General features: G+C 40.9%; 27 protein-coding genes. 24 read left to right on the top strand and 3 right to left on the bottom strand.

Annotation, left to right across the window (positions count from 1 at the left end; translation table 11 throughout):
- Positions 1-3 precede the first annotated feature (3 nt).
- The 15 genes from H8R91_RS10420 to H8R91_RS10355 are packed head-to-tail and all read left to right on the top strand — an operon-like array spanning position 4 to position 8,754.
- Entirely contained in the window at positions 4-1,155 is a 1,152-nt protein-coding gene (locus H8R91_RS10420) for a serine/threonine protein phosphatase (RefSeq protein WP_186936073.1), read from the top strand.
- A complete protein-coding gene (locus H8R91_RS10415) occupies positions 1,139-2,119 on the top strand; it encodes a hypothetical protein (RefSeq protein WP_186936071.1) in 981 nt (326 codons plus the stop codon). Before H8R91_RS10420 ends, H8R91_RS10415 begins: the two co-directional genes overlap by 17 nt.
- A gap of 14 nt (positions 2,120-2,133) precedes the next feature.
- Positions 2,134-2,469 (top strand): hypothetical protein, encoded by a 336-nt coding sequence (locus H8R91_RS10410; RefSeq protein WP_186936069.1) that lies wholly within the window; start codon positions 2,134-2,136, stop codon positions 2,467-2,469.
- Between the two features lie 13 nt (positions 2,470-2,482).
- Positions 2,483-3,493, top strand: a complete 1,011-nt coding sequence (locus H8R91_RS10405; protein WP_186936067.1) for a phage major capsid protein — start codon at positions 2,483-2,485, stop codon at positions 3,491-3,493.
- Positions 3,494-3,505: 12 nt separating this feature from the next.
- Complete coding sequence (locus H8R91_RS10400) at positions 3,506-3,865, top strand: hypothetical protein (protein WP_186936065.1); 360 nt, start codon at positions 3,506-3,508, stop codon at positions 3,863-3,865.
- The gene (locus H8R91_RS10395) at positions 3,862-4,218 is read left to right on the top strand and encodes a hypothetical protein (RefSeq protein ID WP_186936063.1); all 357 of its coding nucleotides are present in this window, start codon (positions 3,862-3,864) and stop codon (positions 4,216-4,218) included. The genes H8R91_RS10400 and H8R91_RS10395 overlap by 4 nt, the downstream gene beginning before the upstream one ends.
- Positions 4,193-4,624: a hypothetical protein gene (locus H8R91_RS10390; protein WP_022235610.1), complete on the top strand. Its 432-nt coding sequence runs from the start codon at positions 4,193-4,195 to the stop codon at positions 4,622-4,624. The genes H8R91_RS10395 and H8R91_RS10390 overlap by 26 nt, the downstream gene beginning before the upstream one ends.
- A gap of 3 nt (positions 4,625-4,627) precedes the next feature.
- Positions 4,628-4,987, top strand: coding sequence for a hypothetical protein (locus H8R91_RS10385; protein WP_022235609.1), 360 nt, complete (start codon positions 4,628-4,630; stop codon positions 4,985-4,987).
- Positions 4,987-5,115: a hypothetical protein gene (locus H8R91_RS12320; RefSeq protein WP_022235608.1), complete on the top strand. Its 129-nt coding sequence runs from the start codon at positions 4,987-4,989 to the stop codon at positions 5,113-5,115. Before H8R91_RS10385 ends, H8R91_RS12320 begins: the two co-directional genes overlap by 1 nt.
- Positions 5,112-5,630: a LysM peptidoglycan-binding domain-containing protein gene (locus tag H8R91_RS10380; protein ID WP_186936061.1), complete on the top strand. Its 519-nt coding sequence runs from the start codon at positions 5,112-5,114 to the stop codon at positions 5,628-5,630. The genes H8R91_RS12320 and H8R91_RS10380 overlap by 4 nt, the downstream gene beginning before the upstream one ends.
- Complete coding sequence (locus H8R91_RS10375; protein WP_186936059.1) at positions 5,624-6,550, top strand: hypothetical protein; 927 nt, start codon at positions 5,624-5,626, stop codon at positions 6,548-6,550. Before H8R91_RS10380 ends, H8R91_RS10375 begins: the two co-directional genes overlap by 7 nt.
- Before the next feature lies 1 nt (position 6,551).
- On the top strand, positions 6,552-6,890 hold the full coding sequence (locus H8R91_RS10370; RefSeq protein ID WP_022235605.1) for a hypothetical protein: 339 nt from the start codon (positions 6,552-6,554) through the stop codon (positions 6,888-6,890).
- Positions 6,883-7,233 (top strand): hypothetical protein, encoded by a 351-nt coding sequence (locus tag H8R91_RS10365; protein ID WP_022235604.1) that lies wholly within the window; start codon positions 6,883-6,885, stop codon positions 7,231-7,233. Before H8R91_RS10370 ends, H8R91_RS10365 begins: the two co-directional genes overlap by 8 nt.
- On the top strand, positions 7,220-8,278 hold the full coding sequence (locus H8R91_RS10360; RefSeq protein WP_186936058.1) for a baseplate J/gp47 family protein: 1,059 nt from the start codon (positions 7,220-7,222) through the stop codon (positions 8,276-8,278). The genes H8R91_RS10365 and H8R91_RS10360 overlap by 14 nt, the downstream gene beginning before the upstream one ends.
- Complete coding sequence (locus H8R91_RS10355; protein WP_186936056.1) at positions 8,275-8,754, top strand: putative phage tail protein; 480 nt, start codon at positions 8,275-8,277, stop codon at positions 8,752-8,754. Before H8R91_RS10360 ends, H8R91_RS10355 begins: the two co-directional genes overlap by 4 nt.
- Before the next feature lie 559 nt (positions 8,755-9,313).
- Here H8R91_RS10355 and H8R91_RS10350 read toward each other — a convergent pair.
- Positions 9,314-10,012, bottom strand: coding sequence for a CpXC domain-containing protein (locus H8R91_RS10350; RefSeq protein ID WP_022235601.1), 699 nt, complete (start codon positions 10,010-10,012; stop codon positions 9,314-9,316).
- A gap of 150 nt (positions 10,013-10,162) precedes the next feature.
- Here H8R91_RS10350 and H8R91_RS10345 point away from each other — a divergent pair, with 150 nt between their 5' ends.
- From H8R91_RS10345 to H8R91_RS10330, 4 genes are all read left to right on the top strand, one after another.
- Positions 10,163-10,792 carry a hypothetical protein gene (locus tag H8R91_RS10345; RefSeq protein ID WP_186936054.1) on the top strand — a complete coding sequence of 210 codons (630 nt, stop codon included), beginning with the start codon at positions 10,163-10,165 and terminating at the stop codon, positions 10,790-10,792.
- A 384-nt stretch (positions 10,793-11,176) separates the two neighbouring features.
- On the top strand, positions 11,177-12,394 hold the full coding sequence (locus H8R91_RS10340) for a hypothetical protein (protein WP_186936052.1): 1,218 nt from the start codon (positions 11,177-11,179) through the stop codon (positions 12,392-12,394).
- A 35-nt stretch (positions 12,395-12,429) separates the two neighbouring features.
- On the top strand, positions 12,430-13,626 hold the full coding sequence (locus H8R91_RS10335) for a glycoside hydrolase family protein (protein WP_186936050.1): 1,197 nt from the start codon (positions 12,430-12,432) through the stop codon (positions 13,624-13,626).
- Positions 13,627-13,671: 45 nt separating this feature from the next.
- Positions 13,672-14,088 (top strand): adenine nucleotide alpha hydrolase family protein, encoded by a 417-nt coding sequence (locus H8R91_RS10330; RefSeq protein ID WP_186936048.1) that lies wholly within the window; start codon positions 13,672-13,674, stop codon positions 14,086-14,088.
- Positions 14,089-14,259: 171 nt separating this feature from the next.
- Here H8R91_RS10330 and H8R91_RS10325 read toward each other — a convergent pair whose 3' ends face one another.
- Positions 14,260-15,612 (bottom strand): ATP-binding protein, encoded by a 1,353-nt coding sequence (locus tag H8R91_RS10325; protein ID WP_186936046.1) that lies wholly within the window; start codon positions 15,610-15,612, stop codon positions 14,260-14,262.
- A gap of 233 nt (positions 15,613-15,845) precedes the next feature.
- Positions 15,846-18,473 (bottom strand): pyruvate, phosphate dikinase, encoded by a 2,628-nt coding sequence (ppdK, locus tag H8R91_RS10320; protein WP_186936044.1) that lies wholly within the window; start codon positions 18,471-18,473, stop codon positions 15,846-15,848.
- 316 nt (positions 18,474-18,789) lie between these two features.
- On the opposite strand from ppdK, the gene H8R91_RS10315 reads away from it, so the two are divergent.
- The 5 genes from H8R91_RS10315 to mfd all read left to right on the top strand — a co-directional run bounded on the left by H8R91_RS10315 (position 18,790) and on the right by mfd (position 26,162).
- Positions 18,790-19,542: a sugar phosphate nucleotidyltransferase gene (locus H8R91_RS10315; protein WP_186936042.1), complete on the top strand. Its 753-nt coding sequence runs from the start codon at positions 18,790-18,792 to the stop codon at positions 19,540-19,542.
- Positions 19,543-19,587: 45 nt separating this feature from the next.
- Positions 19,588-20,547, top strand: coding sequence for a ribose-phosphate diphosphokinase (locus H8R91_RS10310; protein ID WP_022235593.1), 960 nt, complete (start codon positions 19,588-19,590; stop codon positions 20,545-20,547).
- Positions 20,548-20,721: 174 nt separating this feature from the next.
- On the top strand, positions 20,722-22,008 hold the full coding sequence (locus H8R91_RS10305; protein ID WP_186936041.1) for a hypothetical protein: 1,287 nt from the start codon (positions 20,722-20,724) through the stop codon (positions 22,006-22,008).
- 21 nt (positions 22,009-22,029) lie between these two features.
- Positions 22,030-22,626 (top strand): aminoacyl-tRNA hydrolase, encoded by a 597-nt coding sequence (gene pth / locus H8R91_RS10300; protein ID WP_022235592.1) that lies wholly within the window; start codon positions 22,030-22,032, stop codon positions 22,624-22,626.
- An 89-nt stretch (positions 22,627-22,715) separates the two neighbouring features.
- Positions 22,716-26,162: a transcription-repair coupling factor gene (mfd, locus tag H8R91_RS10295; protein ID WP_186936039.1), complete on the top strand. Its 3,447-nt coding sequence runs from the start codon at positions 22,716-22,718 to the stop codon at positions 26,160-26,162.
- Positions 26,163-26,293 lie beyond the last annotated feature (131 nt).

The raw sequence follows: 26,293 nt of genomic DNA, 5'->3' as shown, positions 1-26,293 counted from the left end.
AGATTGAATTTGTTTTCACGCAAAAAGAAAGAGAGCAAGGGCACGGTTGTGCAGACCGCACAGAGGAAAATCAATTCCCCTCTTGCAATGCTTTCGGATGTGAGCAGTACGGCTGCGGAGCGTGAATTGTTCAGAAATCTGCGTAAATCAGTCCCGGTAATAGATGCGGCAATATGTAAGCTGATACGCTTGCTCGGTACTTTTACCGTTACGGCAAAAAACAGCCGCTGTCAGCAGATTATTGATGATTTTATGAGCAATGTATGCACAAACGGCACAGGCACTGGCATTAACGGCTTTGTGTATTCGTATATGGAGTCACTTTTGACTTACGGCGAGGCTGTGGGCGAAATGGTGCTTTCCCGTGATGGAAAAAGAGTTGTCGCACTTTACAATGCAAGTGTTGACGATGTTGAGATACAGGAGGGCAGTTCACCGCTTGACCTTGTGATTTGCACAAAAAACGACGGAATAATTACCCCGGTTAAGTATTCAAACCTTGTGTTTGCCACTCTGTTAAATCCCGAACCCGGCACTGTCAGAGGCAGTTCGCTTTTAAAAGGTTTGCCGTTTGTAAGTTCGGTGCTTTTAAAGATTTTTGAGTCAATCAAAACCAACTGGGAAAGGGTAGGCAATGTGCGTTTTGCGGTTACTTGCAAACCGTCAGACAACACTGTATTTACAGAGGACAGCGCAAGGATGATTGCCGATGAATGGAGCAAGGCTATGCGCAGTGAAAGCGTGTGCGACTTTGTTTCGGTGGGTGATGTATCGGTAAAAGTAATCGGTGCGGAAAATCAGATTCCCGATTGCGATGTGCCTATTAAGCATCTGCTTGAGCAGATTGTTGCAAAACTCGGTTTGCCGCCGTTTTTACTCGGCTTTTCGTGGTCAAGCACGGAGAGAATGAGTGAACAGCAGGCGGATATTCTTACAAGTGAGCTTGAATATTACAGAACATTGCTCAACCCGATTATCACAAAGATTATAAGAGCTGTGCTAAGGCTTGAGGGTTACACCGACAGTTTTGCGGTTGAATGGGACGACATTAATATGCAGGATGCGGTTCAGCTTTCAAACGCAAGACTTAACAATGCAAGGGCAGAACAGATTGAATTTGAAACAGGTAAGGTGAAAAATGACAGGAGAGATTAAAAAGGAAATTAATGCGGTGACAGACAGCACAACCGCCAAGGTTACCGATAAGGAATTGGAGCTTATCAATGCGTATTCACGCAGAAAGCTGACAAAGGACGAGGTATATGTTTTCGGTGTGGTTTTGTGCGACAACGATATTGACCGTGACAACGAGCGTTTTACCGTGGAGTCGCTTTTTGAACTTGAAAAACTTTTTGTAGGCAAGACGGGTATTTTTGACCACTCGCCGACAGCCAAAAACCAGACGGCAAGAATTTTTGCCTGTTCGGTTGAAAGCGTTGACGGCAGAAAAACGGCAACGGGTGATGATTATTTCAGACTTACCGCAAGGGCATATATTCCGAAAACCAAGGGTAACGATGAGATTATTCAGGCGATTGACAGCGGTATTTTAAAGGAAGTAAGCATAGGCTGTGCCGCAGGTGAAGTAAAATGCAGTGTTTGCGGCGAAAGCCTTAATCATTGCTCGCACATAAAGGGCGAAACCTACGGCGGCAGAAAGTGTTACGGAGAGCTTTGCGGTATTTATGACGCTTACGAATGGAGTTTTGTTGCCGTGCCTGCACAAAGAAGTGCGGGAGTTATTAAAAGTTTTAAGGGAAAGGAAATGAAGATGGAAGAAATTTTAAAGAGCATTTACACCGAAAAGGATATTAATTTAAGCGGTGAAGAGTGCAAAAAACTTTGCTCGTACATAGATGAGCTTAAGAAAAGTGCCGCCGACGGAGTATATTACCGTGACAGCCTTACTTCGGAAGTGCTTAGATTATCGGCTGTTGTTCAGCCTGATATTTCAAGAGAAACTATGGAGAGCGTTGCAAAGAGTATGAGCGTAGTTCAGCTTAAGGAATTTAAAAATGCTTTTGAAAAAAGGGCGGACAGCATTTTGCCGTCGGTTCCCCAGCTTTACAAACAGAAAAACAATATTACAGCCGAATCAAACGGCAATTTTAAAATATAACGGAGGATTAAATAATGAATGTAAATTTTAACGGTTATGACGAAAATGTGCTTACTTTTGAGGCAGGCACCAATCTTAAAACAGCGGGTGTTCCTGTAAAAATGACTGATGACGGCAAGGTAACGGCTTGCACAAGCGGAGAAGTATTCTGCGGTATTTGCCTTTCATTGAGAGACGGTTATGCAACGGTTCAGCTTAAGGGCTATGTTACAATGCCCGCCAAATCAAAAATCACAGTGGGTTACAAGAAGCTTGCTGCGGGCGAGGGTTCTGCAGTGGCATCATCAACAACAGGCAGAGAGTATCTTGTGTTAAATTCAACAGCCGACTCGGTTGGCTTTATTCTTTAAGGAGGTAAAATTTATGGCAAATTTTGAAAACATTACAATTGAAAAGGGAATGTATCAGCAGAAGGGCAAGACACTTACAGATGTACTTGAAACTCTTGACCCGTCGGAAAACTATAAGGGTACGGCGCTTTCAAATCTTGACGCTTTTTCAAGACAGCTCAAGCGCTTTGACATTAAGGTGAACGGCAGCGGCAGTGACTGCGTGGAAAAATTCTTCCAATCCTCGGACTCGGCGGCACTTTTCCCCGAATATGTCAGCCGTGCGGTAAGACAGGGTATGGAGAGAGCGGATATTCTCCCGCAGATTGTGGCTACCGTTACAAATATTGACGGTATGGATTACAGAAGCATTGAGTCCGATATGACAGACGATGACAAGACTTTAAAGCCTGTGGGCGAGGGCGCTGTAATTCCGCAGACAAAAATCAAGACAAGAGAAAACCTCGTAAAACTTCACAAGCGTGGCAGAATGCTTGTGGCATCATATGAGGCGGTAAGATTTCAGCGTATTGATTTGTTTACGGTTACATTAAGACGAATCGGCGAGTACATTGCAAGGGCACAGCTTAAAGACGCTATTGATGTGCTTGTAAACGGTGACGGCAACGCAAATCCTGCGGCAAATGTTGATGTTGCGGCGAGCGGTTCAATTACTTATGCCGACCTTTTAAAACTTTGGTCACAGCTTTCACCGTATGAACTCAATACAATTATTGCACCGACAGATGCTATGCAGAAGTTGCTTTCTATGAGCGAGATGCAGGATGCAAACGCAGGTCTTGATTTTCAGGCAAGCGGCAGAATGATTACACCGCTCGGAGCATCTCTCCTTCATGCTCCGGAAATGACAGGCAGCAAGATTATCGGTTTTGACAAGAACTGCGCACTCGAAATGGTACAGGCAGGCAATGTAAATACCGATTATGACAAACTTATTGACCGTCAGCTTGAAAGAGCGGCAATCACCTGTACCGCAGGTTTTTCAAAGATTTTTGCGGATTCCGTAAAGACTTTGTCTTACTGATGAGGTGAAGTTTTGAATACGGGCAACATTGTTGAAAAATTTGAACTGCTTTCCGGTATTGAGAGCAGTGAGTCGATTAAGTGGCGTAGTGTTGTGGACGATGCCTGTGCCTATGTGTATTCAAGAATTGCCGACAAACCGCTTTCCGCAAGCGATGAACGCAGGATTGAGTTTTTATGTGCCGTTTATGCGTACAAACTTTATGTTATGTGCGGTAAAAGCGAAGTTTCTTCATTTAAGGCGGGAGATGTTACCGTAACAGCTCCCGCCGATGAGGGCGACAAAGCCGAAAAGCTCTGGCAGGACCAGCTTGCAAAATGTTCTGATTTAATTAAGAAAGAGGGATTTTTGTTCGGGAGAGTGGTAACTTGAAAATCTACGGCACAGTAGGCAAACTTATTGACAGATACGGCACGGAAGTTACGGTCGATAACGAAAAAACAAAGGCTTTTATTCAGCCGATAAGGTATAACAGCAGATATTACGGTACAACAAAACGCAAAGTGTCGGGAACGGTTACTTCGGAAAGATTTTTGTATATAGGCAAGCCCGAAACAAAACTGACTTGCGACAAAAGCGTAATACAAATCGCAGACCGTAAATATATTGTTAGGAGATACGATATTTACCGTGTGGGCAGGTACGGAGTATATGCATATGGCGTACTTGCACCGTGCGGTGAGGTATTGGAGGATGAGTATGAATCAGATAACTACACAACTTGACAGAATTATTGCAAGGCTTAAGCAAAACGAAAAACTTGCAAAGGTAAAGTTTATCAGAGAGCACGGAAACCACGGTGCAGAGATAAATTTAACAAGTTTTCTTGCGGTAGTTGCGGTTACGGATACCGTACTTTCAAAAAAGTATGTGGGTGATTATCTTTCCGCATCTGTAAAGGGCGAGCAGTTTTTGGCAAAAGTGCAGATCTTTGTTTATGCTCCTGCCGATGAAAACGGCAACGGACTTTCTGAAATAACCTGCGAGATTATGCAGGGGTTGAAAAAAGCGGATACCGAAAAAATAATTTCGGAACTGTCGGTATCCGCAATTGATTTTGATACGGATATAAATGCTATTTTCAGAAAAGTTGAGTTTACTATGGAATTTTTTGTTTGCGAGGAGGTTTAAAGGTTGAGGGAATTTTTAAAGGGAGAGGATATTACCGTGCTTAAAAACGGCAATATCCTTGGAGGAATAATAAGTGTTGAAACGCAGAAAAACAGCACGGTTTATGGGGTGAAACAGTATATGAGCGACAGTGTGAGCTGTGCGCATACAAAGGACGAATACACTGTTACCATAGAGATGAATGTGCCGAGCAGAGAGGGCTTTTTAAAGGAAAGCAGAATGGACAGCATTGAACTGAAAACTGCCGACGGCAGTGAAACCTACAGAAATTGCACGGTGAAAAGTGCATGGTGCAGACACAAATCCGCCGATTTTTCAATACTGAAAATGGTGCTCGGCTGCGAGAAAAGAGAGGTTACATAATGAATTACAAAGAAAACGATTTTGCTCAAAACGAGGGACAGGCTGAAAAAATCAGCGAGGAACTTGAAAGAGAGAGCAGACGATACAGTCACGGATTTTCGGAGGAAGAAGAGGCAAGAGAAAGATGACGCTTGTTTCTATGAGATTTAAAAACTATGAATGGAGATATAATCCGGAAGAGATAAGTTTTGAGTGCGAAAAAAACATACAGGAGCTTAACTCACCGAAAAACACGGCATATATTCAGAACCTCGGCAGAAAAAACAGGCTTATAAAAGGAAAAGGTCAGCTTTGCGGAGAGGATTGCCACGAGCAGTTTGCAAATTTGTGGAAAGTTTTTGAGGAGGGCGGAGTAGGTGTGCTTGCTTTGCCGTTTATAAAACCGGTGTATGCGGTGTTTGAAAAACTTACGGTAATCGGCGAGCCTGTACCCGATATGCTTACATACAGCTTCGTTTTCAGAGAAGTTATGGAGAAAGAGAAGAAAACGGCGGTAAATACATACATCACAAAAGCAGGCGACTGTTTGTGGGATATTTCTTACGCTTTCAATGTTCGGATTGAAACGCTGTTAAAACTCAATCCGTGGGTTAAGCGGGCGGACGAGCTTATGCAAAAAGGAAAGGTGATAAAGCTGTGCTGAAATTTAAGATGACAACGCATAGCGGAATGCTTTTACTGCCGTCACCCGTTACCGTGGTGTATAACAGTGAGTTTTCTGTGCCTGCCGATGATGTAACCGTTGAATTTCCGTATATCAAAGGATGCGAGGACGGCGATTTTCTTTACGGCTTTGACGGCGAAAACTTAGTGTTTAAGGGGCAGATTGACGAAATTATCACCAAAAGCAGTGGTAAGAAAATTACCGTAAAAATTACGGCGAGGAGTATGGCAGGTATTTTGCTTGACAACGAGGCAGAACCTTGCATTTACTTTAATGCGTCATCATCCGTGATTTTTGAACGGCATTTACAGCCGTTTGGCTTTAACGGTTACATCGGCGACAACAATCCTTATTTTGGTTATATAAAAATCAGTAAGGGCATGAGCCAATGGCAGGTGCTTGAAAATTACTGCGTAAATAAATACGGAAAAAAGCCGAGAATTACAGGCGACGGCAGAGTTGTATTAAACGGCGGTATCAACGGTGAAGTGCTTTGCTTCGGCAACAATGAAAGTTACAGGTATATTTCGGCGGAAAGCAGAATAAAGCGTTACAAGGTGATTTCTGATGTCAGATTAAAGGTGAAGCAGGGCAACAGATACGGCAGTGTAATAAAAAACAGCCTTGCGGATACAAGGCTTGTGCGCAGAAGATATGTTGACGCATTGACAGGCGGTGGTTCTGTGGGAACAGCCGACAGAATTATAAGCACCAGCAACGGTAATGCTTTTGAAATTGAACTTGTATGTCCGTATATGCTTATGTGCGAGGTCGGCAACAAAGCAACGATTAACGATGAGGTTATCGGTTCTTATGACGGACTTTATGTGCACAAGATAAGATACACTGCCGACAGCAAGAGCGAAAAAACAGTTATTACACTGAAAAAGGAGATTTGATATGTGGATTGCAGAGAATTTAAGTAAAAATTCAATTAATAAACCAACGGCGGAGAGCGGTAATGTTGTGATGAGTGAAATCGGCAACAATGCGATTATCGCCTCGGGCGAACATATAGGACTTGATTTTGTTACACCGTACGGAATCGTGTCTATTCCACCCGTAAAGGAAAAAGCCGTTGTACTTCCGCTTGCCGACAAGGAGGTTTGCGTGGGCGTTATTTCGGAGGTTTCTTCCGTTCAGCCGGGTGAAATCCTGCTTAAGTCAAAGGGCGGTGCAGAAGTATATCTGAAAAATGACGGCTCGGTATATATAAACGGTGTAAAGGTTGGTGACTGATACGGATACGCTGATTAAAAATAAAGATATTGCGGTTGACAGCGGCGGCAGGTATATTCATATTTCGGGTGACGATGAAATTTTACAGCAGGCATTTTTTAAAATCAGCGCAAAATTTGCAGGCTTTGTGTATAACCGTGAACTCGGATGTGAACTAAACAAGGTGGATTTTGATGATGAGAATTTTCAAGAAAAAGTTAATCTTATAATGTCGCAGGCACTGGCGGATTTTCCGACAGTTACTGCGAAAGTTTTGGCTTTGAGAAAACCGAAATTCAGTATCAGACTGATTTGCAACGAAAGCGTAAGAGAGGAGATTATTAATACAGATGATTACCTATGATGAAATTTACAACAGAATGAAATCGGAGTTTTCGGCAAAAAGCAAATATGATTTTGACGAAGCGAGTGATGCGGCAATAAGAATGAGAGTGCTTGCAGGCGAAATTTTTAACGCAATGACAAATATTGAGTGGCTGAAAAATCAGATGTTTGTTGCTACCGCAAGCGGCGAGTATCTTGATTATTTTGCATCTCAAAGAGGACTTGAGCGTAAACAGGCGCAGAAAGCGCAGGGTGAAATTACATTCTTTATCAATGAACCTGTTGAAAACAGCATTTTTATTCCTAAAGGAAGTATGGTCGCCACGGCAGATACCGAGCCGCTAAGATATGTTACTGTTGAAGATGCGGAGATTGCGGCGGGAAATACACTTGTCAGCGTTTCGGCAGAGGCGGACAAGGCGGGTAAGATTTCAAATATTCCCATTAATACAGCAAAAATCATTGTATCCGCACCTGCGGAAATCAATTACGCATATAACAGAGAACCGTTTGAGGACGGTTGTGACAAAGAAAGCGACGATGAATTAAGGGAAAGAATTAAGGCAAGTTTTCTTGTGCCGTCAAACGGAACAAACAAAGCATATTACGAAAAACTTGCGCTAAGTGTACCCGGAATTACTAAAGCGGGAGTTATAGCAAAGGGCAGAGGTACAGGCACGGTAGATGTATATGTAAGCAACGGAGAAAATTCGCCGTCATCGGCGGCAGTGACACAAGCACAGGTGCTTATCGCCAAAAACAGAGAACTGAATGTTGATGTTAAAGTTATTTCGGCACAATTGAGAAAAATTAATTTGTCTGTCGCAGTGTATGCTAAAGACGGATATATCAGAAATGATATAGTGAACATTTGTACACAGGTGTTTAAAGATTACTTAAATGAAATTGAGATCGGCGGTACTATGTATGTGGCGGAGCTTGGAAAAAGGCTGATGAACAGCGGCTGTATTTGTTCATATAAATTTCCGACGAATTTTGTTGATGTGAATGCGACGGCGGCACAGGTATTTTCGGTCGGCACTGTAAAAATTGAGGTGAAATGATGGACAGTTATACTTCAATGGTTAAAAAGCTTACGGATACCAAACTTTATTCGGTTAGAACAGGCGGCGTAACTTATGCGGAGTTAAAAGCCTTTGCCGCAGGGCTTGATCTGCTTTTTAACGAGCTTGACGAAATGCTTAAAGAATATTTCATTGATACGGCGCAAAGTTACGGACTTACCGAACGGGAAAGATTTACAGGCGCAGTGAGAGATGATTTGAGTATTGAGAAAAGACGGGAACTTTTAAAGATAAGAGAGCAGACAAACGAGGAGTTTTGTACTCCCGAGGGTTTTGATAAGATTTTGGAGGGATACGGACTCGGTAATTTTAAAATCACCGAAAATCCGTCCCAAAACGCTTTGAGCTTAAAAATTTCCGATTCCTTGAGCGAATTAAATAAAGTATGGGTAAATAAGATGATTGAAAACGACTTCCCTGCTCATCTTGAGATTACGGTTGAATTTGCAAGTTGATTTCATTATTAAAAACAATAAATTATGTTTTAGCGGAGTGTCGGTCGGACATTGAAATTTAGCTAACGCTAAATTATCATCCCAAAAACAAAAAAGTTTACTCAATTTTTTCAAAAATTGCGGTTTTGGGCAGCGCCCATAAAATCTTCCGATACAACAATTTTTCGGGCGCAAACAGCCACGCTGTTTGCGTGCTTGCACCGAGTTTGAAAAAACAGGCGGTAGCCTTTTAGAAAAAATTTGCTTATTTATTGTTTATTGAATGCCTTTCTTGTTACTATCGCATTTAAGGGCATTCGCCGTTGCGCTCAAGCCGCCAAACAGCGAGCTGTTTGGCTATCGTCAGATTGCGTAAGCGGAAAGTATTTGTGGGCTTTGCCCACACCCACGACCTTTGAAAAGGTCGACCAAACTTTTATAATTGCTTGGCTAAACTGTGAGTTAAACCGTAATTTATCCCAACTTTTGATAAATAATCACATAAAAAATACCGACCTCCGATTGTTAGCTTTTTAGTCTAACTTTTGGAGGTCGGGTCATATTCTGTAGAAGTGTTAATTTAATCTTCATTTAATTTTCTGACCTTTTCCATGTGGCGGAAATGTTTATAGCGGTAAAGTACATTTTCTGCCCATTCTCGGTCAATTTTTATAAAGCCTTTAAGTTTTTTGTCTTTATAAGCAAATTTGTCAATGATTCCCTTTGACTTGCCGTATATTTCAAGTCGTGCGGTTTGTACATACGGTTCTTTGTCTTTGCCTGTAAAATATGTAAAGCCCATTGTGTTGGTTTCTCTGTCATACATTGACAGGTAACCCTCGTTTACTTCAATGTTTCCGAGCTTTTTCGATACCGTCTGGCTAATTGCGAGTTTTGTCAATTCTACAGCCATATCGTCAAGTCCCGATTCAAAAATAAACAGCTTTTCCTTGAATGCATTGAATGTTGGCACAATTCGCTTGTTGATGTTGCGCAGATTGCTGTATTTGTTTTCAAGCTCATTGTCGCAAAGCTGAAAACGGTCAATTTTAGGTATAAGGTAAACCATAAAACGGTTTTTCATATCGTTATATAAAAGCGGATAGTTAAGTTTAGCGGTGTAGCCGCAGGACGGACATCTGAAATCAAACAACTCTCCGTCAAGCACTCTTTTTCTTATAGTTTTATCTCGTGCAGGATTTATGCTTGTGTGGATTTCCGCTTTGCTAAGTTCTCCACAACCCGGACACACTATTGCTTTTATTACCTTGTCCGACATATTTCAACACCTCTTTCTAAAATATTATATCAAACAAGTACATTTTTAACAAGCAAATTCAAAAAAAATATTGATTTTATCTTTAATATCTGTCATAATAATAGTGTTATAAAAACGAACCCGCATTTATGCGTTAAAGGAGATATTGCTATGACTTTTTTTGATACTGTTAAAGGTACAGTCAACACTGCGGCAGATACTATTTCTAATGTTACTCAGAATATTGTTGAGAAAAACCGTACAAATGCAAAACTTAACCGTCTTCGCCTTATTATGAAATGTGAAAGTGAGCTTATGAACAGAGCATATATTGCTTTGGGTAAGTCTTTCTATGAGAATACAAAGAAAGGCGAGAGCGTTTCTGAAGAACAGCAGAAAAAGCTTTTTGAAGTAATTGAAAATTCCAAAGCTAAGATTGCCAAGGCAAGAGAGTGTTACCGTCAGATTGTTGACAGTTCAAACGATATTTTTTACGGTACACCCGAAACACAGCCGAAACCTGAATTTAAAAACGAAGAGGTTGTTGACATTACAGTTGCTTGCTCAAATGAAAACGAGTACAAAAGTTCTCCTTTCGAGGCACAGCCGGAGAAAAAGGAAGAGCCTGCAAAAGAAGTTCAGAACGACCCCGTAAAAGAAGAAGTTAAAACAGAAGAGAAAAAATCTGTTGATAGGGAGATGGAGGCTTTAAAGGCTTATGTAAATAGGCTCTCACAGAGAGATGCTAAGGACGAAAGCCTTGACGCCGACACCGAAACCGATGACAAAGAGTTATTTTGATTTTAACTAAAAAATAAATTCTTATCCGCTGTTCTTTGTGAATGGCGGATTTTTTTTGCCGTGAATTTAGGCGGTTATTTATCAAAAGTTGGGGTAAGTTATGGTTAACTAAACTTTTATAATTCTTATGCCAAAATTCACCTTAATTTCACACGGTCAATATAATATAATCATATACAGAGGCTATGATATTTACACAGTCAGAAAAAAGTATAGTATCATACGAAATCGCCGATTTTTGTATCATTTTTGCATCTAAAAAAAATTGTTGTTCTTTTTGGCTTGACAAAATCGCGGTATAGATATATAGTTATATGTATTAATGAGTGTAATACAAAGTGCGTATATAAAAGCTGATTTGTATAGAAAGGGAGCAACTTTTTAATGAAAAAGTTTGTGTTGATATTTGTTACTGCGGTTGCGGTGGCTAGTGTTTCTGTTTTTGCCGCATATAATTTACCGGAAAACACCGATGCATCTAAATACGAAAACACGCATACTATGGCGTCAACTGTTATTAACAAAAAGCCTGCAGAGTTTACTACATCGCCGAATGTTGATATGACGGGATTTGAACTTACCAAAAATTCGCCGTCAAAGTTGAACTTAAAATGCGTTGATGAGTATCAGGAAGAGTGCTTTCCAAACAATGCTTACCACCCAAAGGTGCTTGATTTAGGTAAAGACGGTTGGAACGGATACAGATACTGGGTGTCATACACTCCGTATCCGCAAGGCAATGATGAATACGAAAATCCGCATATTGTCGCATCGAACGATCTAATTAACTATTCCGAAATTAAATTTTCGCAACCTGTTCTCTCAAATTATAAAAATGGCAGATGCTTTAATTCGGACAGTGAGATCGTTTATAACAATGACTTGAATCGTCTTGAGATAATATGGAGATACACAGACTATGATATTGATTATGCCTCTCTTTTAATGAGTTATTCATATGACGGCAATACATGGAGCAAACCGGAAACTTTTTTTGAAACCTATGACAGAATAAAAGAAGATATGGTAAGTCCCGGTATTGTATATGATAGCGGTACATACAGAGTGTGGTATGTAAATGCTTATAAAGTAAAGTATCGTGAACTCAAGGATGGAAAATGGTCAAAAATAAGAATGTGTAAACTGCCTTATGAAAACGATGCATTTACATGGCATATAGATTTAATTAAGAATAATGATAAGTACGAAATTCTGACTTGTGCAACCGAAGATAAGCAAGATAGAAAACATATGAATCTTTACTACGCAAAGTCAGATGACGGATTGAAATTCGGCACTGCCAAAAAGGTTCTTGAGCCTACCGGTAACGATTTTGACTGGGACGGCAACGGACTTTACAGGTCGACATTTATGTATTCGGACGGAATGTATTATGTCCTTTACGGCGGAAGAAATGACGCCAAAAATTTTGGTGTGGGACTTTTATTCGGCAAAGATATGTATAATCTTTACGGTACAAACTGCGATTATATAAATGACGGAGTAAACAGCGCCGGGAAGTTTTGGAGATTTATAGATCAGTATAAAGATTTTTCAAGTGAATCCGAGATAAGCGAGGAAGGTTTTAAAGTTGACGGTTGACTTAGTAATGCTGATTTAGTTTAGAAAGGGTACATATGAAGAGAATACTTGCATTTTTGCTTGTGGCAGTTATGACTGCATCGGTATTTGCAGGCTGTGCAAATACAGGAAATGCTGTTTCAAACGGTGTGAGTGAAAGCAAAACATCAACATCAGAGACAAAGCCGCAGATACCATCAGCCGCTTTAAGCAAACAAACTAATTTAAAAAGTAAAAATACAGAAACTGACTCAAAAAAGGAATTTAAACAGGATTTTAATTTTTCTTCAAATTCAATAAGCAAACTTAATTTGATAAATTCCGACAGTACAATTGAAAGTTACTATCCGAACAATGCATATCATCCAAAGCTGATTGATATGGGTAAGGAATGGAACGGTTACAGATTTTGGCTGTCTTACACACCTTATCCAAGTGGTAATGACTACTACGAAAATCCGCAGATTGTCGGAACAAACGATCTTATAAATTATTCGGAGGTAAAATTTACAGAGCCGCCGCTTGCAAATTATAAAAAATCCGTACGCTATAATTCGGACAGTCATCTTGTATATAACAAAGAACTTGACCGCCTTGAGCTGTTTTGGAGATATACGGATTATGATACCGACTATATGGCATTGTATATGAGATATTCGTATGACGGTGATAATTGGAGCGACAAACTTGTCTATTTTGAAACCTACGAAAAAGAAAAGTATGATATGGTGAGTCCTGCCATAATCCGTGACGACGGTGCATATAAAGTATGGTATGTGTGTCATTATCAACTCTATTACAGAGAATTGAGAAACGGTGTATGGTCGCAGCCTCAACCGACAGACTTAACTTTTGAAGACGGTGCATATGTATGGCACCCTGATGTAATAAAAACAAACCGTGGATATGAATTGTTAGCCTGCGCTACAACCAATAAAAAAGACAGAAAGCATATGAATCTGTATTTTTCAGCTTCGGAGGACGGGTTCAATTGGGAAACAGCAATGAAAGTAGCTTCTCCGTCAGATGATTATACAGCGTGGGACGGCGGCGGACTTTACAGACCGTCATTCATATATGCGAATAATCACTATATAGTTATGTACAGTGCAAGAAACGATTACAACGACTTCGGTATCGGACTCCTTGTCGGCAGGAATATGTTTAACCTGCATGGTACCGATTTGGATTATATATATAATGGTCAGGCAGATGCCTCACACTTGTGGGATTATCTGAACAACGATTTATAAACCGTGCAATGCGACTTACGCACGGAAATGTTTGGAGGTGACAAAATGAATACTGAAAAGCGTGCTGTAGTGCTTGCTTGTGTAACACTGCAGTTTGATTGCGACCGAATTATTAAGATTGCAAAGCAGATTGCAGACGATACGGACTGCGACTTAAGAGTATTGTCTGTGCTTGAGCCTACGCACGATTACACCGAGGCAGCTTGGCAGATTGAATACCTTAATATGGTATCAAAACAGTTTGGTGCGGATATGACAGTGCTTTTTGATAAGAACGCAGATCGTGCAGCGGCTGAATTTGCCAAGAAAAATAATGTCGTAAGAATTGTAACGGGACTTCACGATGGCGGTAAAGAAAGCTTCCTTGTAGGCTTTAACATAATTTTGCCTGAAATGCCGCTTACAATGGTTGCAAAAGATAATATGGTCTATTCTATGGATGTATGTAAGGTATGTTCATAAGAATTTAAAATTATTTAATATGTTAATGTGATTTAAAAGTTTGCAAATTCTTTTTCTTCCTTAATATACTCTCCCTAAAAAGGCTGACTTCGGCAATTGATACCGAGTCAGCCTTTTATAATTATTTTGCTAAACTATAAATTATTTAGATTACCTTATAATTCAGCTGTGTTAAAATTCTATATTGTTTTCCAAAGTTGAATTAGCGTTAAAAAACATTATATAATAAATCGGAATATAAGTTATTTTGCCTTTTGTTTGAACTTTTCTTTCATTTGATACTACAAAGGCTTTTTTTATGTGGTAGTCTTCATTTTGTACAAATGTATTAAGAGCACTGTGAACTGTGTAATCTTTGCCCGATTTAACCTCAATAGGTACTGCCGAAAGGCTGTTATAGTCATCTATCAAATAATCAACTTCGCCCTTACTGCGGTTGTCATAGTAAAATAATTTATATCCGTGCGCAGTCAATTCGCTTGCCACTACAGTTTCATATACCGAGCCAAGATTTATACTGCTTTTATTATCCAAAATTGCTCTGATATTATTACCGTACAAAATACTTGTCAAAATACCCACATCATTAAGATATAGTTTCAGCAGATTTTTTCCTGTGGATTCAATTAACGGAAAAACAGGATTGGAAATTGCCTGTACATTAAGTGCTATGCCGGCGCTTATAAGATATTCAAATTCATCGCTGTAATCTGTAAAAGTTTTGCCTTTTTTATTTTCAATGTTTTTTGCTATTACTCGTTTCTTTTTATTTTCCATATTAGAAGGAATAAGATCATAAATTCTGCGTATTTTAAGCTTTTTTTCTTCATCATATTTTGATGCGTCTGCTGCATAATAATCGTGTGTTTCGTTTTGGATATTTCGCACGGACTGAATATTTTTTTCATTAAGATATGAGTTGACTGCATCCGGAAGACCGCCTATAAGCAGATATTTTTGAAAATAATCCATCATTTTATTGTGCATATTTTCATCAAGTGATTGTAATTCTTTGAATTTATTTTGCACTGCGGAGATTACAAATTCATTCATTCCGTTAGCATACAAAAATTCTTCAAAATCAAGCGGATACATTCGTATTTTACGAATACTTCCTATAGGAATTGATGTTGTTTGCGACAATGTTACACCCAAAAGCGAGCCGCTTGCTATATATGTGAACTTATTATCTTGAGATAAAAACTTAAGCAGTGTAAGTAAATGCGGATATGCCTGAATTTCATCTATAAATATTAATGTGTCGGATTTAGCTTTCATTTTATTGCCTGCAATCATACTTACTTGCAAATAAAAATCTTCAATAGTTTTTGTATTGGCAAAAAGACGGTCGCCTATGGAATCTTCAACCATATTTATTTCAATAAAATTTTCAAATAATCTTTGACCTACATAACGAATAATATATGTTTTTCCGACCTGCCTTGCGCCATCAATCAAAAGAATTTTTTGAGTGTCAGATTTTAAATGTTCTTCAATCAATTTTTCGATTTTTCTGTAGAGCATATCATTTCCTCCGTTCTGACTTTTCAAGTAAATTTTATCACAAATAATCTGACTTTTCAATAATATGATGTCGAATAAATTATGACTTTTCAAAGATTGTGGTGTGGGCAAAGCCCGCAAGACTTTAAAAAGCCTTGTTCTGATTTTTTATTATTTAAGCAATGCAAAAGGGCTGTCCCAAAACGGGACAGCCCAAAATATTACGCTATATAATCAGTACAAAAATGACTGAATTACATCTCAGCAATAGCAGCCTGAGCAGCAGCAAGTCTTGCGATCGGCACACGGAATGGTGAACATGATACATAGTCAAGACCAATCTTATGACAGAACTCAACTGATGATGGGTCACCGCCGTGCTCACCGCAGATACCTACGTGGAGCTTGTTGTTTACAGGCTTACCGAGCTTAATAGCTGTTTCCATAAGCTTGCCAACACCTGTCTGGTCGAGCTTAGCGAATGGATCGTTCTCGAAGATCTTAGCATCGTAGTAAGCGTTGAGGAACTTACCTGCGTCATCTCTTGAGAAGCCGAATGTCATCTGTGTAAGGTCGTTTGTACCGAAGCAGAAGAAGTCAGCCTCTGTAGCGATCTCGTCAGCTGTAAGAGCAGCTCTTGGAATCTCGATCATTGTACCAACTTCGTACTCAAGCTCGATGCCTGCAGCTGCGATTTCAGCGTCAGCTGTTTCAACAACCATCTTCTTAACATACTTAAGTTCCTTAACCTCGCATACGAGCGGAATCATAATTTCAGGCTTAACTGTCCAATCCGGATGAGCCTTCTTAACATTGATAGCTGCACGGATAACAGCCTTTGTCTGCATCTTAGCAATTTCAGGATATGTTACTGCAAGACGGCAGCCACGGTGACCCATCATTGGGTTGAACTCGTGGAGTGAAGCAATGATAGCCTTGATTGTGTCAACGCTCTTGCCCTGAGCAGCAGCAAGCTTCTCAATGTCAGCTTCCTCTGTAGGAACGAACTCGTGGAGTGGCGGATCAAGGAATCTGATTGTAACCGGGTTACCCTCAAGAGCCTCATAAAGAGCCTCGAAGTCGCCCTGCTGGTAAGGAAGAATCTTCTCAAGAGCAGCTTCTCTCTCTTCTACTGTATCAGAGCAGATCATCTCTCTGAATGCAGCGATTCTGTCCTCTTCAAAGAACATATGCTCTGTACGGCAAAGACCAATACCCTCGGCACCGAGCTCACGAGCCTTTTTAGCATCAGCAGGTGTATCAGCGTTTGTTCTAACCTTAAGCTTTCTGTACTTGTCAGCCCAGCTCATAATTCTGCCGAACTCGCCTGCGATTGTAGCGTCAACAGTTGGAATAACACCGTCATAGATGTTACCTGTTGAACCGTCGATTGAAATGTAGTCACCCTCGTGGAACTCTTTGCCTGCGAGTGTGAACTTCTTGTTAGCTTCGTCCATGTTGATGTCGCCACAACCTGATACGCAGCAAGTACCCATACCACGAGCAACAACAGCAGCGTGAGATGTCATACCACCACGAACTGTGAGGATACCCTGTGAAGCCTTCATACCTGTGATGTCCTCAGGTGAAGTCTCAAGACGAACGAGAACAACTTTCTCGCCCTTTGCGTTCCAAACCTCAGCATCTTCAGCTGTGAATACAACCTTACCGCAAGCAGCACCCGGTGAAGCACCAAGACCCTTGCCGATTGGTGTAGCAGCCTTAAGAGCAGCAGCATCAAACTGTGGGTGGAGAAGTGTGTCGAGGTTACGAGGGTCGATCATAGCAACTGCCTCTGCCTCTGTTCTCATGCCCTCGTCAACGAGGTCACAAGCAATCTTAAGAGCAGCCTGAGCTGTTCTCTTACCGTTTCTTGTCTGGAGCATATAGAGCTTCTTGTTCTCAACAGTGAACTCCATATCCTGCATATCTCTGTAGTGATCCTCAAGAGTTTTGCAAACAGTCTGGAACTGAGCAAATGCCTCCGGGAAAGTTTCTGCCATCTGAGCGATTGGCATTGGTGTACGAACACCTGCAACTACGTCTTCGCCCTGTGCGTTTGTAAGGAACTCACCCATGAGTTTCTTCTCACCTGTAGCAGGATCTCTTGTAAACGCAACACCTGTACCGCAATCGTCACCCATGTTACCGAATGCCATTGACTGTACGTTTACTGCAGTACCCCATGAATAAGGAATATCGTTATCACGACGATATACGTTAGCTCTTGGGTTATCCCATGAACGGAATACAGCCTTGATAGCGCCCATAAGCTGTTCCTTAGGATCGTCAGGGAAGTCAACGCCGATTTTAGCCTTGTACTCTGCCTTGAACTGTGAAGCGAGCTCCTTAAGATCGTCAGCGTCAAGCTCAACGTCCTGTGTAACGCCCTTTTTAGTCTTCATTTCGTCGATAAGCTCTTCAAAGTACTTCTTACCAACTTCCATAACTACATCAGAATACATCTGAATAAATCTTCTGTAGCAGTCCCAAGCCCAACGAGGGTTGTTAGACTTCTTTGCAATAACTTCAACAACTTCTTCGTTAAGACCGAGGTTGAGGATTGTATCCATCATACCTGGCATTGATGCTCTGGCACCTGAACGAACTGAAACGAGGAGCGGATTTTCTAAGTCACCGAACTTCTTGCCTGTGATCTCTTCCATCTTGCCGATGTACTCGTTGATCTGACCCTGAATTTCTTCGTTAATCTCTCTGCCGTCCTCATAGTACTGAGTACAAGCCTCTGTTGTAATTGTAAAGCCCTGTGGTACAGGAAGTCCTAAACTTGTCATTTCTGCAAGGTTAGCACCCTTACCGCCGAGAAGCTCACGCATGTTAGCATTACCTTCTGAGAAAAGGTATACCCATTTGTTTGCCATTTTGGTAATCCTCCTAAAATAATAAATTATACGGCTGTGGCGAAAATTGTGTCAAAATTCGCCCGCTTGTATAAGCCTACACATAATTATAACAAAGTTTGTTCAAAATAGCTATAGATTTTTTAAAATTTTTTCCTATAAAATTCAATTTTATACTTCATCAATATTGTATAAATCGTTTAAATTTACCCCTAATGTTGTTTTTTTGTAAAATACTCTTGAAATTTGTATTTTTTATGCGATAATATTAATATGTCTTGTTGTGTGTACATATTAAAGTAAACACACAAATTACAGAATACCAAGGAGATTACATATGAGTAATTGTGCGATTATTCTTGCGGGCGGCGAAGGCAAGCGTATGAAAAGCGACAAGCCGAAAACACTTTCGCTCGTACTTGGCAAGCCTATGCTTGAGTGGGTTATTTCTTCACTTAAAAAGGCAGGCGTTAATGACATCTGCATTGTAAAGGGCTTTAAAAAAGAATGTATAGATGAATTTGTGTCAACACTTGATTTTAAGGTTGAAACGGTTTATCAGGCAGAGCGACTCGGTACAGGCCACGCAGTAATGATGGCTAAAGACTTTCTTGAAAGTCACAAAGGCGACAGCGTGGTGATTTTAAACGGTGACGCACCTTTTATGGACAGCAAAACCATTGAAAAGTCACTTGAACAGCACATAAACACTCAATCAAGTGCAACTGTAATTTCCGCAATGGTTGACGACCCTACAGGCTACGGCAGAATTGTCCGTGACGAAAACGGCGATGTAAAGTCAATCGTAGAACAGAAAGACGGCAGTGAAGAAATCCTTAAGATTAAGGAAGTAAATTCGGGCGGTTTCTGGTTTGACGCAGAAAAGCTTTTGTCTGTGCTCGGCAGAATTTCATCCGATAATAATGCAAAGGAATATTATTTGCCCGACGCATTAAAACTTTTGCTTTCGGACGGCTGTAAGGTAGGCGCTTATACCGCAGAGTGCAGCGACACAGTGCTCGGCGCAAATGATCCCGCACAGCTTGAGGAGCTTAACAATATTGCAAAAGACAGGGGATATACCTGTTAAGATAATAGTAGAATACAAACTATAGAGTAAAAAGGAGCGATTACAATGAATTTTCACGGAAAAGACATTAAAATCTTTACCGGAAGCTCAAATGTAAATGTAGCCAAAGGAATTGCAGGCAGCCTTGGAGTTCCGCTTGGTAAGAGCGAATGTACTCAGTTTTCTGACGGTGAAATAGCGGTTTCTCTTCAGGAATCTGTAAGAGGCAGCGATTGCTTTATCGTTCAGTCAACTTGCACTCCGGTAAATGACAATTTAATGGAAATGCTTATTATGATTGATGCCATGAAGCGTGCTTCCGCTGCAAGAATTACAGCAGTTATGCCTTACTTCGGCTATGCAAGACAGGACAGAAAAGCTAAGGCAAGAGATCCGATTTCGGCAAAACTTTGTGCTGACATCATCACATCAGCAGGTGCCGATCGTGTGCTTACAATGGATCTTCACGCAAACCAGATTCAGGGCTTCTTTAATATCCCTGTTGACCACCTCTATGGTTCTCCTATCCTTGCTAACTATATGAGAGAGAAAATCGGCGGAAACTTTGATGAATACATCGTTGTTTCTCCTGACCTCGGTTCGGTTACCCGTTCAAGAAACTTTGCGTCTAAGATTGGCACAGGTCTTGCTATTATTGATAAGAGAAGACCAAAGGCTAATGTTTGTGAAGTTATGAACATCATCGGTGACGCAAGAGGCAAAAAGGTTATCCTTGTTGACGATATGATTGACACAGCAGGCACACTTTGCAACGCAGCAAACGCTATAGTTGAAAAGGGCGGTGCTACTGAAGTTTATGCTTGTGCTACACACGCAGTTCTTTCAGGTCCTGCTATCGAGAGAATTAAGAACAGCGCAATCAAAGAGGTTGTTCTTCTTGATACAATCCCTGTTCCGCAGGAGAAGATGATTGACAAGTTCACAATTCTTCCTGTTGCTCCTACATTTGCAGAGGCTATCGCAAGAATTTACAATGACAAGCCGTTTACACCTGCATTTGGTTAAATTTGGTTAATGAAATAAAAATTAAATAGCGATTATACAGGCGGGTTTCAAATAACCCGCCATTTCGCCGTTAAAAAAGTTTTGGGTTGTAACGACAAACAAACTAAATTTATATATAAACACAAACCATAGTTTATTAGCAGTTATTCAGACTGCACGAGGTATAATAAGAAAATGAGTTTTTTTAATTTAACATTTAACAATAACGAAAATACAGAAATCGTTGATAAATTTATTGACGAATACGCTCAGTGGCACAATACGGGAAAAACTCCCGATATGGGCTCTCTTGATGTAAACTACACTCTTGAACTTCAGAAAAAAAGACTTGATGAAAATAATGTCAGAAAAGAAGTTGTGTTTGATACAAAAGAAAGCTCGTTTAAGCAGGCACTCAAGTGCTTTACCGTCACCGACAGAGGCGACTACAAAAGTGATGTTGCCTGTAAAGACTATAAGGTGACAGAAACCTTTTTTGTAAATAATAAAAAGAAAAAGAAAAGAAAGAATAAACGCAACTTTTATGCTACCATCACAAGACTTTTAAATCAAAATGCAGGCGGTGCGGTTGCGTGCCCAAACTGCGGCGCTATCAGTGATGTGCAGGACTTACTTACAGGCTGTAAAAGCTGCGGAACAAGATTTATTATTGACGACTTATTTCCTAAGGTTACAAACTTTTATCACATTAAAGACGAGGCAGACCTAATCAGAAAAATACTAAAGCCGTCAATGCTTATATGCGTTCTTGGTATGATAGCCACCGTTATGAGCTATTCTTTGATTTCTAATATTAATAACGGAAACATAGTGCAGGGCAGCGATGACTTTGTATTTCAGATTGTGCAGTGCGTAATTGTAGGATTGATTTATGGCACTGTTTCGGGTTATATTTTGTGGGCGGCTTTTATACTCATATGGATGATGATTGGCGCAATAAAAAGCCTGTTTTTGCTCGGTCCTCATGTAAGGGCAAAAACTCAGCTGCCAAAGGTTATGCGACAGATTGACCCTAACTTTTCGTATGAGTTTTTCATAGGTAAGGTTATAAATCTTATGAAACTTATGATATTCAGCGATGACTACACCAACCTTGCGGCTTATGACGGCAAGCCTATGCAAAACACCTTTAAAGATATTGTGGACATTAGCTATGACGGTACGGTAAGGTATAATACGCTGAAAACAGACGGTAACTACTGCTATGTAGATATTACCGTATATACAACAGTAACAAAGGTTGACGGCGGTGCTCTCAAAAGTTCAAAGGAAAAATTCAGGGTTGTTGTTTGCAAAAATATACACGCAATAGCAAATGCAGGTTTTTCTATAAAGAATGTAAACTGTCGCAGTTGTGGCGGCAGTTTTGACGCTACAAGAGAGCATAATTGCCCTTATTGCGGTAATCCTTACCACCTCGGCAATGACGATTGGGTTGTAATTGAATTTAATAAAGAATAATTTATATAAAGGAAGGTATTTATGTTTGGTAATAAAAAGAGCTTTGGCGGCGGTGTCGAGCTTTTGGTAGTAGGACTCGGAAACCCCGATAAAAAGTACGAAAACACCCGTCATAACGCAGGCTGGCTTGCGATTGACGCAATAGCCGAGAGCCTTGACTGCAAGGTAGACAGAGTAAAATTTAAAAGCTATGTCGGCGAATGTAATATAGCAGGCAGAAAGGCAATGCTTATGAAACCTACCACATATATGAACAACAGCGGTCAGGCAGTGGTAGAGGCGATGAATTTCTACAAAATTTCACCTGAAAATGTGATAGTATTATTTGACGATATATCCCTCGATGTCGGTAAAATGCGTATTCGCTCAAAGGGCAGTGACGGCGGACAGAGAGGAATGAAGAGCATTATATATTTAAGCGGCAGTGATAAGTTCCCACGAGTTAAAATAGGAATCGGCGCAAAGCCTACACCCGAGTGGGATTTAGCAGATTGGGTGCTTTCAAGATTTTCCGACGATGAACAGAAGAAACTTGCGCAGGTATTTGAAAATGCCGCAAAAGCCGTTGAACTTATGGCAGACGGAAAAATCGACAGAGCAATGAATTTGTTTAATTAATATTTTTATAAAACAATGTTGAAAAAATCGGTAATCATCCCAATTTTTGATAAATGAAAAGTGAACAAAAAATTAAAGCAAGATGAATTATGAAATTTTTAGTTGATGTTTTTAAAAACAGTGAGGTTTTTAACTCACTCGAAAAAGCTGTTGTGCGTGGCGGCAGTGTTTGCGCTACGGGACTTTCCGCCGTTCACAAGGCACATATTATCTATTCGCTGTGTTGCCGCAAGAGCACCACAGCCTTTTGTGTTGCCTCCGACGAGCGAGAGGCGCAGACAATCTGCAATGACCTTGCAAGTATGGGTATGCGTGCTTATTTTTACCCCGAGCGTGATTTTAATTTCAGAGATATTCAGAGCGCCTCAAGAGAGTACGAACACGCAAGACTTAAGGTACTGCTCAAACTCATTGACGGCGAATGTGATGTAGTTGTCAGCTGTATTGATGCAGCGTCGCAGTTCACAGTGCCAAAGGAATTTTTGAGGGATTGTGTTCTGACTTTAAAAGAAGGTCTTGAAATCAGTATAGAAAAAGCCGTACGAACACTTACCCTGCTCGGATACGAGCGTTTTGATGCGGTAGAGGGCAGCGGTCAGTTTTCTGTAAGAGGCGGTATTCTCGATTTCTTTATGCCTGATGCCGAAAATCCTGTTCGTGCGGAATTTTGGGGTGATGAAATCACCGACCTTTCTTTCTTTGATATTGATACACAGCGAAGAGGGGAAAAGGCAGGCGAAATCCGTCTTTCGCCGTCTGCGGAGGTAATTATTGAGGACAGAACGGTGCTTGCCGACAAAATAGAAAATCTTGCAAAAGGCGTGCGAGGCAAAAAAGCTCCGCAGGTTAAGGAAACACTGCTTTCGGAGGCGGACAGCATCAGGTCGGGTGCAATGCTTTCAAATACCGACAAGTTTATTCCGCTTTTATATGATAAAGCCGAAACCTTATTTGATTATCTCGACAGAGATACTTTGATTTTCACTTCGGAGTTTAACAATATTTCAGAGCGTGGCAGAGCAATGGACTTCAGAAATGAAGAAACCGTAAAATCCGCCTTTGAGGACGGCATTCTTTGCAGAGGTCTTGACAAGTATTCACTCACTTTTGCGGAATGTGTTGATATTTTTACTTCTCACGGCATTGTTATGCTTGAGGGCTTTGTGCACGGTTCAACAACAATTCCGCTTAGAAAAATAGTATCGTTTTCCGCAAAACAGCTTTCTGTATGGAACGGTTCATACAAACAGCTTGAAGAGGACTTAAACGGTATGCTCACTGCAGAAAGCTGCGGTGTTGTGCTTGCGGGAACGGACAAGGCGGCAAAAAACCTTTGCGATTCGCTTAGAAATGACGGTATTCCCGCACAGTATGCCGATAAGTTGTCGGAAATAAAGAAAAACGCATTATTTGTATTGCCCGGTACTTTGAGCGCAGGCTTTGAATATCCGCTCGAAAAATTCTTTATTATCACACAGGGGCATATTTCGTATGTGCCGAAAAAGAAAGCAAGAAAGAAAATATCAAAGGACAGCCGGGAGGTTTACAGCCTTTCGGAGCTTTCGCAGGGCGATTATGTGGTACACAGCGTTCACGGTATAGGTATTTTCGGCGGTATCCGTAAAATTGATACCCACGGAATTGTAAAAGACTACATCAAGATTGAGTATGCAAAGGGCGATGTTCTTTATGTGCCCGTAACTCAACTTGATATGGTTGCAAAATATATCGGCCCGTCCGAAAACAGTCGTGTAAGGCTTAATAAGCTCGGCTCGCAGGATTGGCAGAAAGCAAAGTCAAGAGTAAAAGCATCTGTAAAGGACATTGCAAAGGAGCTTATTGCACTTTATTCCGCAAGAATGAAAGCAAAGGGCTATGCTTTTTCACAAGATAACGAATGGCAGCACGATTTTGAGGCTAAGTTTGAATACGAAGAAACTCCCGACCAGCTTAGGTGCTGTGATGAAATCAAGACGGATATGCAGAAAACCTCACCGATGGACAGACTTTTGTGCGGTGATGTAGGTTTTGGCAAAACAGAGGTGGCACTGCGAGCGGCATTTAAGTGCGTTGCGGATTCAAAACAATGCGCATTGCTTTGCCCGACAACAATTCTTGCGTGGCAGCATTACCAGACTGTGTGCAAGCGCTTTGAGGGCTATCCGATAAGAATTGAATTGCTGTCACGATTCAGAACGGCAAAACAACAGAAAGAAACTATAGAAAAGCTAAAGCGTGGAGAGGTAGATTTGGTGGTCGGCACGCACAGACTTGTGCAAAAAGATGTGGAGTTCCGTGACCTCGGACTTGCAATCATTGACGAGGAACAGCGCTTTGGCGTGGCACAAAAGGAACGCTTTAAGGAGCTTTGCAAAAATGTTGATGTTCTTACTCTTTCGGCTACACCTATTCCAAGAACTCTCAATATGGCAATGAGCGGTTTAAGAGATATGAGTGTAATCGAGGAAGCGCCACGAAACCGTCAGCCTGTACAGACTTATGTTCTTGAACATGACGATGCGGTAATTAACGAGGCTATCCGCAAGGAACTGAGAAGAGGCGGACAGGTTTTCTACCTGCATAACGATGTTGCGACTATTGAATCCTGTGCCTCAAGAATTCTTGAGGCTGTGCCCGAGGCAAAAATAGCCATAGGTCACGGCAAAATGAAAGAGCACGAACTTAGCGAAGTATGGCGAATGATGATTGAACAGGAAGTAAATGTATTAGTATGCACCACTATAATAGAAACGGGTGTTGACCTGCCGAACGCAAATACGCTAATTATAGAAAATGCGGACAGAATGGGACTTTCACAGCTACATCAGCTAAGAGGACGAGTAGGCAGAAGCAACCGCAGAGCCTATGCTTATCTTACATTCCGCAAAAACAAAGTGCTTACAGAAATTCAGCAAAAGCGCCTTGCCGCTATCAGAGAATTTACCGAATTTGGCAGCGGATTTAAAATCGCAATGCGAGATCTTGAATTAAGAGGCGCAGGAAACATTATGGGTGCTCAACAGCACGGACATATGGAATCTGTCGGATACGATATGTATCTTAAGCTGTTGGGCGAGGCAGTAAGCGAAGAAAAGGGCGAAGCCGCACAGTCTGCCGACCTTGATTGTCTTATTGATATTTCGGTAAATGCTCACATTCCGGAGAGCTATGTAGAAAGCCTTACTCTCCGACTTGATGTATATCGCAGAATCGCCGATATACGCAACAAAGAGGACAGCCTTGATGTTAAGGACGAACTCAAAGACCGTTTCGGCGAAATTCCCGAATCCGTGCTCGGACTTATTGATATTGCGCTTATAAGAAACTGTGCAAACGCAATGGGTATTTACGAAATCAGGCAGACGGATACCAATGTTTTACTGTTTGTCAAAGAGATAAAATCGCCGAAGGTTATAGAACTTCTTTCAAGGCTCAACGGCAGAGCAATGCTGTCTGCGGGTAACAAACCGTACATTACAATAAGATGCGGCGGCGGTTCATCGCTTGATATGCTCAAAAAAGTATTCAAAATCTGATAGTTGTCTGAAAACTTTGCCGAAAAAGCAATAAATTTTAGAAAATATATAGACAATGCAAATTTTTTTGTGTATAATCATAAAGTACGCACCCTGTCATTTTACGGGTGAAATAGAATTTTTTAAGGACG

Source organism: Ruminococcus intestinalis, assembly GCF_014288065.1.
Lineage (GTDB): Bacteria > Bacillota > Clostridia > Oscillospirales > Acutalibacteraceae > Ruminococcoides > Ruminococcoides intestinale_A.
Note: the sequence above shows the minus strand (reverse complement) of the source record. Positions and strands in the feature narration are given on the sequence as shown.